The following is a 6,797-nucleotide window of genomic DNA, read 5'->3' on the forward strand; positions in this document are numbered from 1 at the left end:
TGAGCCACGCACCGTGACCGGCCCACCCCTCGAAAATCTCGCCGCGCCAGGGATCTGCGACGACGGCGACCGCGGGCTTGCGGTCCACGGCCAAGGCAAGTGAGAACGCCGTCCACGGAATCTGGTTTACGTAATTGGTGGTCCCGTCGACGGGGTCAAGGTACCAACACGGTGCGCCGGGCAGGGCGACTCCGCCCATTTCCTCGCCAACCACTGTGTGGCCCGGAAGGCGGGCTCCAATCACTTCGCGGACGTGGCGCTCGACGGCGATATCGACTTCCGTGACCAGGTCGGCAGGGTGCGCCTTGGTTGAGACCAGGCCGCGATCGGCGTCGCGCATGTACCCGACGGCCCATTCGGCCAGCTCCATCGCGACTTTCCGGGACTCAAGGACTTCGTCTCCGGCCAGTCCTCTGGGAGCCTGGGCCGAAGTCCATGCCTGTGGGTCTTCGGCGATGGCGCTTTGCAACAGGTCCAGTTGGTTGCTCGTGATCGAGTCCACGCCGAGTCCCAATGCCCAGCGCATGGTTTCCAGGTTGTCCACGGTCCAGCACGCTACTTTGGCTCCCGCGGCGTGGATCTGTTCCACCATGCCCTTGCTGAGGACCACGTGCTCGGAATTGACGAACTCGGGACCCAGTTCGGCCAGCAACTCCTCCGGCGGGGCAGTCCTCTTGCTCCAAGGCAGCCAGATCCGGGCATCCTTATCGAGGGCGCGGATGATCCGCATCCCGTCCAGGTTCCCGCACCAGGCCACTTCGATGCCGCTTTCGCGTACGACGGCGGCAGTCGCCTTCGCGGGGCCGGGCTCGTCCATGTCGATGAGCAAGGTTGACCGGCTGTCGCGAAAGAGCTCAAGGGCTTCGGATAGCAGGGGAATACGTTCCTCACCGGCGCCCAGTTGCCTGATGCGGTCATAGTCGACGTCTGCAACGTCCGCATCGAGGCTCCAGATCCTGAGCAGCGCGGCATCGTGGAGCAGGATCACCTGCCCGTCCTTCGTTACCCGGACGTCCACTTCCACGAGGTCCGCACCCGCGTCGATGGCTGACGCGATGGCGGGCAAGGTGTTCTCCAGGTATTTGCTGGAGTCGCCCCGATGGGCCGCGGCCCGGGTCCTTTTGGTGTCGATCGTGTTGCTCACAGTGCGGCACCTGCCTCTCCTACCAGGCGTCCGTCCCGGAAGGTCATGGCCTTGCGGATCCCCGCATATGTCTGTTGGCCGGGCTGCATGAGCTCTCCGCTGACAAAGCTGCGGAGCCGGGCGTCGGCCCTGCGCACGTACACTTCCTGGAAGTGTCCGCGCGGGACCACCCTCTCGACGGTCGCCGGCACAGCACCTGCGAAGGGGGCGTCTGCCAGGATGACGTCCTCGGGCCGGATCCCGAGAATGTCCGGGCCCGCAGTGATGAGTCCGCCGTCGAGCGAGCCTTCCAAGCGATTCATGCTTCCGATGAAGGTGGCGACAAACTCGGTTTCCGGGCGGGCGTAGAGCGCTTCCGGGGTGCTGTATTGCTCGATCCGGCCTGCATTCATCACGGCGATGCGGTCCGACATGGACATCGCCTCTTCCTGGTCGTGCGTGACGATGACCGTTGTGATGCCCAGTTCCTGCTGGATCTTGCGGATGTCTTCGCGCACTTTGACACGTAGTTTCGCGTCCAGATTGCTCAAGGGTTCGTCAAGGAGCAGGAGCTTCGGCTCCTGGACGAGTGCCCTGGCCAATGCCACGCGTTGCTGCTCGCCGCCGGAGATGCGTGCCGGTTTGGAATCCGTGTGGTGCAAAAGGCTGACCAACTCCAGGACGGCTTCCACCCTGCCCTTGATCTCAGCCTTGGACAATTTGCGGAGCTTCAGCGGGAAGCCAACGTTCTTGGCCACGGTCATGTGGGGCCACAGCGCGTAGTTCTGGAACACCATGGCGCTGGGGCGGTTCTCCGCGCCGAGGTGCGAGACCTCCTGGCCTTCCACCTCAATGGAACCGGAGTCCGGCTCCAGGAACCCGGCGATCATGCGCAGCGTCGTTGTCTTGCCGCAGCCGGAGGGCCCCAGCAAGGACACCAGCTCGCCCTCCTTTACCGACAGATCGAGGTTGTCGATGATGGTGCGGCCGCCGAGGATCTTGTGGAGGCCGCGGATGGTCAGGCCACCGCCCGACGCCGGAGTGCCCGGCTTCGTGGGGCTGGCGGGTGATTCAGTCAACGGTTCATGGATTGTCATGGGTTCTCTGTCTGAACATTGAGCGCGATGCGCTATTTGATCTGGAAGCCTTCGGCGAGCTGGCCGCCGAGGATGTGCTTGTGCGCCGCGAGCATGAGGGCCACGGAGGGAATGGCCAGCAGGATCGAAAAGACGGCAGCCACCTGGGTGGGGTAGTTCAGCACCAGGCTGTACATCTGCGTTGGCATGGTCATGAAGGCCGGTGCACCCACCAAGTACGTTCCTTGTGCTTCGTCGAAGGACGCCAGGAAGGACATCACGGCCGCGACGATAATCCCGGGCAGGGCCATGGGGAGGGTCACGGAAGCGAACACGCGCAATGTGGAGGCTCCGGCGTCGCGGGCTGCTTCCTCAAGGTTCCGCGGCACGGCAGCGAACGCTGCCGCCGGAATCCACGTCATGAACACCACGGTGCCTAGCACGTGCACCACGAGGATTCCCAGCACGGTGTTCATCAGGTTCAAGGCGTAGAAGAGCGCAGCGAGGGTGACGAACAAGCCCATCTTGGGGAAGGCGTTGGTCGCGAACAGGCTGATCAGGAAGAAGCGGCGTCCGGGGAAATCAAAGCGGGCGAAGGCGTAGGCGGCGGGCAAGCAGATGATCGAAGACACAAGGACCGTCAGCGGGGCGAAGAACAAGGAGTTCTGCACCGCGATTCCGAGCGCGCCGTCGTTGACCACCACCTGCCACCAGCGCAATGTCCAGTCATCGGGAAGGAGGTTGGGGAAGGTCCAGTTGCCGGCGAAAGCGCGGACGCCCAGCCAGAGCAGGGGGCCAAGGATGAAAACGATCATGAGGACCACGAACAGGCCCACCAGCGCACTGCGGACAATCGAGTCGAGCGTGAGCGGCCTGCGGGTGCGGGACCCAGCCGGGGATCCGGTAGGGAGAGCCATCAGACTTTCCCCTGTTCCTTGGCGGAACGGAAGTTCGCCCACACGTAGAGCGCGGCGATTCCGGAGGCAATCAGGAAGACAGTGAAAGCCATGACCGCGGACTGCTGTGGCTGGTTGAAGGCAGAGAAGTAGTTGGACATGTCCACTCCGAGCATGTTCGGTGAATTGGGCCCGGTGAAGTACGGGACCGTGAACGATCCAACAATTCCAATGGCCGTAAACGTCGTCGCGATGATGATGGGAACTGCCGCCATCGGAACGATTACCGAAACGATCGTGCGCAAGGACCCGGCACCGGCGTCGCGGGCTGCTTCGATCATGGCGTTCGGCACGGACTGCAGTCCGGAGGAGACCATGAGCACGGCGAAAGGCAGGGAAGTCCAGACCGAGCCGATGATGACCGTGACCATGGTGAAGGCCCACACGGGGAAGTCAAGCCCGAAGAGGGCAAACACGCTCCGGAGGAAACCGGTGCCGGAGTAGAAGGTCAGGATCGCCCACGAGGCGATGACCACCGGGATGAAGAGCGGCACGATCGCCAGTCCGGAAAGGAGGCGGGCCATTCGACCGCCTTTCAGCTTGAGGTAGAGCCCAATGCCCAAGGCCAGGAAGATGACCGTTGCCGTGCTGACCAGCGTCACGATGACGGTGACCAGGAGGTCCCCGAGGAAACGCTTGTTGGTGAACATCTCCTGGTACGCGGCCAGCGTTCCCCACCAAGCGTCTGCCTCGTGCACGTTCTGGCCAATGGTGGCGATGGTGTGGTTCAACCCGCCGGTCAGGCCGATGCTGAAGCCGAACGCGAGAATGATCGGGAAGCCGACGAAGATCGCGATCAACAGGATCGGCGGCAGTGCCATGAAGAACCCGACGGCGCGCTGGCCCAGGCGCTTGGGGCGCGTGGTACGAGCCGGCGGAACTGTTTGCTGCAGTTCCGCCGGCTTGTGAAGCGTGGTTGTCACTGGCCGGGAACCTTCTGGTCCCAGAGGTTGTTCAGGTCTTTGCCCATCTGGTCGAAGTAGCCCTTGCGCAGGTTGTTGGTGTCTGCGTCCTTGAACTTGTCCTTCACATCAGCCGGAAGTTTGTCCAGGCTGATGGCCGGGAATCCGGACATTTCCTTGATGATCATGGTCTGTGCGTCCGGCGAGAGGACGAAGTTTGCAAGCTTCAGCGCCGCTTCCTGGCGGGGCGAGGACTTGGGAATGCCGAGGTAGGCGGCGCCGCCGGTGAACGACGGGTTGCTGATCTGGGTGGCCTTCACGCTGGACGGGATCTGGCCGTTGGTCAAGCCGGTGATGAACTGGTCAGACCACACCGGAGCCATGGAGATCTGTCCCTTGGCGAGCAGGTCAAGGGTCTGCTGGTTGCCGTTGGGGTAGACACCGCTCTGGAAGACGGACGAGTTGAGGTCCTTCAACGTCGCGAAGCCCTGGTCCCAGTACTTCTCGAGATCCTTCTCGTAGCCCACCGTCATCTTGGCGCGGGCGTCGGCCGGAACGAACTTGTCCAAAACGGTGGCAACGAATGCACCGCCGGACCCACCGGACTTGGGCGAGTTGTAGGTGAACTTGCCCGGGTTTGCCTTGATCCAGGCGAGCAAATCGTCGAGGGTCTTCGGCGGAGTGGCAACCGTCTTGGTGTCATATGCGAGGAGCACCGCGGAGCCGCGGTACGGGATGCCACCGGTGCCGCCGGCCTTGATGACGTCCTGCGGGACATCGTTCAATGCCGGAATGGTCTGGGAACTCACGGAGGTCAGCAGATTGGCTGCGGAAGCCTTGGAAACGAAGCCGCCATCGACGAGGTCGAAATCAGGTTCCTTGTTCTGCTCCGTGGCGCTGGTCAGTTTCGCCAGGGTCTGGGAATCGTGCTCGCCGTGCAGATCGAGGGTGACCTTCACGTTGTAGCCGGGGTTGGCCTTTTGGAAGGCGGGAACAAGGCTCTTTTCCCACAGGTTCTGGACGTTCGTGTCCCCGCTGATGAAAACGGTGATCGTCTTGTCCGGGGATGCGCTGGCGCCATTGTTCTGGGCCGTTGCGGTGCTGCTTTGAGCGCAGCCGGTCACAGCGGTGGCTGCAACAACGGCGACGGCGGCCGCTGCTAGAAAGCGGTTGGTCATGGTGTTCCTTCATCTTGAACCGAAAAGTCCCCCAAGGGCAGGAACTACCATCCAAGGGCAAGGTGAAGGAGTGGGTCATGGCCCATGAATCCGGGGTTAACCCGAGGAAGAATTAACGCAAATATGTCAGGACATACGAACAACAGCACGAAACGTTTTGCAGTGGATCGCCCTACTTGCGGGCTCGCTTCCAACCGATCGTCAGGAACGTGACCAGGACCGCTATCGCCGCGGCCAGGGCCAGGCTGACCGGGCCGGTTCCCAAGTCGAGTCCCCCTCGGTCAGGAGAAACAGCGGTCCAGTCGGAGAAGGACGCCCCCAATGGCCGGGTCAGGATGTACGCGAACCAGAAGGCCGGGATCGCCGCCAGCAGGCGACGCCAGTGGGCCAGTGCCGGGACAGCGATGACAACCGCGAACATGATGCCCGAGGCGAGGTAACCGAGGCCCAGCGAGTAGGCGGCCAGGTCCCCGGTAGCCGTGCCGAGGGCGAAAGTTGTCAGCACAGCGGCCCAGTAGAAAGCCTCCCGACGCCGGGTGGTGATGCTATGGATGGAAAGGGTCTTCTCGTTCCGGTGCCAGAGCAGGAAGGCAACAGCGAGAGCCACGGTGAAGAAGAGGGTCGACGCCAGATAGGGGACGCCAAGTCCGACGTGGACGGCGTCCGCAGCCATGGTCCCAAACACACTGACCATCGCAACGGCGGTCCAGTACACCCAAGGGATGTAGCGGCGGACGCGGAACTGGAGGACCAGCGAAATTACCAACGCCGCAAATCCGAGGCCCAGAGCGATCTCGGGCTCAAAGCTGTGCACCAGGAAATCGGACGTGGTTTCGCCCATCCCGGTAGTGAGGATCTTCACTACCCAGAACAAGACGGTCACCTCGGGTACTTTCGAGGCGGAAGCTCGGGCGACGGCTTTCTGCAGTCGATCGCCAGCAGCTACGGTGTCCTTGGCCCGCGGGCTAGCGGTGAGTTCTTCGGGCATCATGGCCCCCATTGTTCAGGGCTTTCCCGAGCGTTTCCCGAATGTGACGCGTGGGGCCCTCGCCCTGACACGGTGACGAAGCCCCCCAAGCCACCCCGCGCCATTCGCGGGATAATGGAACCATGGCCGATCAGGATCAGGATCCTTGGGAAGAGTTCGACAGGCTCAAGCCCGCGGGACACGATCGCGTCCAGGGCTATCCGGGAGGAGAACCCTTGGGTTTTGGCTTCCAGACGGGCGTGCGGAGCGCAAGGGTGGCCTTTGGTTTCGCCGTCTACACTCTGGTCCTCGGAACCGTTCTGGTCCTCGTCGGAATCATCGACTTCATCGGCACCGGCGAGTTGCTGTGGCTCGGACTGATGGTGCTCATCGAGGCCGCCTTCATCTACGGATTCATCCAACTGGCGCACCAAGCGCGCAACCGACGCTCAACTTAGGCGCGCCCGTTGTCGAAGAATTACAGCCCCTCCGCGATCCGCTTGATCGCGGCCAGGCGGCGGTCCCACTCCGCGCCGATGCGCTCGAGGCTGCGTGCCGTCTCGCTCAGCTGTGAGCCGAGCACCCTGTAGCGCAG

7 protein-coding genes are annotated in these 6,797 nt (G+C 62.9%); 1 reads left to right on the forward strand and 6 read right to left on the reverse strand.

The genetic code is table 11. The annotated features are described in order from the left end of the window. From AHiyo1_RS08510 to AHiyo1_RS08535, 6 genes are all read right to left on the reverse strand, one after another. A partial coding sequence (locus tag AHiyo1_RS08510; protein ID WP_059388264.1) for an inositol monophosphatase family protein occupies positions 1 to 1,144 on the reverse strand: 1,144 nt, incomplete at its 3' end. Beyond that, positions 1,141 to 2,220, reverse strand: a complete 1,080-nt coding sequence (locus AHiyo1_RS08515) for an ABC transporter ATP-binding protein (RefSeq protein ID WP_059388265.1) — start codon at positions 2,218 to 2,220, stop codon at positions 1,141 to 1,143. The genes AHiyo1_RS08510 and AHiyo1_RS08515, both read right to left, overlap by 4 nt. A gap of 32 nt (positions 2,221 to 2,252) precedes the next feature. Then, entirely contained in the window at positions 2,253 to 3,116 is an 864-nt protein-coding gene (locus AHiyo1_RS08520) for an ABC transporter permease (RefSeq protein ID WP_084784425.1), read from the reverse strand. After that, complete coding sequence (locus AHiyo1_RS08525; RefSeq protein ID WP_253257217.1) at positions 3,116 to 4,078, reverse strand: ABC transporter permease; 963 nt, start codon at positions 4,076 to 4,078, stop codon at positions 3,116 to 3,118. The genes AHiyo1_RS08520 and AHiyo1_RS08525 overlap by 1 nt, the downstream gene beginning before the upstream one ends. After that, entirely contained in the window at positions 4,075 to 5,235 is a 1,161-nt protein-coding gene (locus AHiyo1_RS08530) for an extracellular solute-binding protein (RefSeq protein ID WP_059388266.1), read from the reverse strand. Before AHiyo1_RS08530 ends, AHiyo1_RS08525 begins: the two co-directional genes overlap by 4 nt. A 172-nt stretch (positions 5,236 to 5,407) precedes the next feature. Next, a complete protein-coding gene (locus tag AHiyo1_RS08535; RefSeq protein ID WP_253257218.1) occupies positions 5,408 to 6,226 on the reverse strand; it encodes a COG4705 family protein in 819 nt (272 codons plus the stop codon). Positions 6,227 to 6,345: 119 nt separating this feature from the next. Here AHiyo1_RS08535 and AHiyo1_RS08540 point away from each other — a divergent pair, with 119 nt between their 5' ends. Then, complete coding sequence (locus AHiyo1_RS08540; protein ID WP_059388267.1) at positions 6,346 to 6,660, forward strand: hypothetical protein; 315 nt, start codon at positions 6,346 to 6,348, stop codon at positions 6,658 to 6,660. Positions 6,661 to 6,797: the final 137 nt, after the last annotated feature.

Origin of the sequence: Arthrobacter sp. Hiyo1 (genome assembly GCF_001263615.2) — a bacterium.
GTDB lineage: Bacteria > Actinomycetota > Actinomycetes > Actinomycetales > Micrococcaceae > Arthrobacter.

What these genes read in the sequence shown, in the direction of transcription:
- AHiyo1_RS08515 (WP_059388265.1), bottom strand. Translation starts at nt 2,220, where the DNA reads ATGACAATCCATGAACCGTTGACTGAATCACCCGCCAGCCCCACGAAG.
- AHiyo1_RS08520 (WP_084784425.1), bottom strand. Translation starts at nt 3,116, where the DNA reads ATGGCTCTCCCTACCGGATCCCCGGCTGGGTCCCGCACCCGCAGGCCG.
- AHiyo1_RS08530 (WP_059388266.1), bottom strand. Translation starts at nt 5,235, where the DNA reads ATGACCAACCGCTTTCTAGCAGCGGCCGCCGTCGCCGTTGTTGCAGCC.
- AHiyo1_RS08535 (WP_253257218.1), bottom strand. Translation starts at nt 6,226, where the DNA reads ATGATGCCCGAAGAACTCACCGCTAGCCCGCGGGCCAAGGACACCGTA.
- AHiyo1_RS08540 (WP_059388267.1), top strand. Translation starts at nt 6,346, where the DNA reads ATGGCCGATCAGGATCAGGATCCTTGGGAAGAGTTCGACAGGCTCAAG.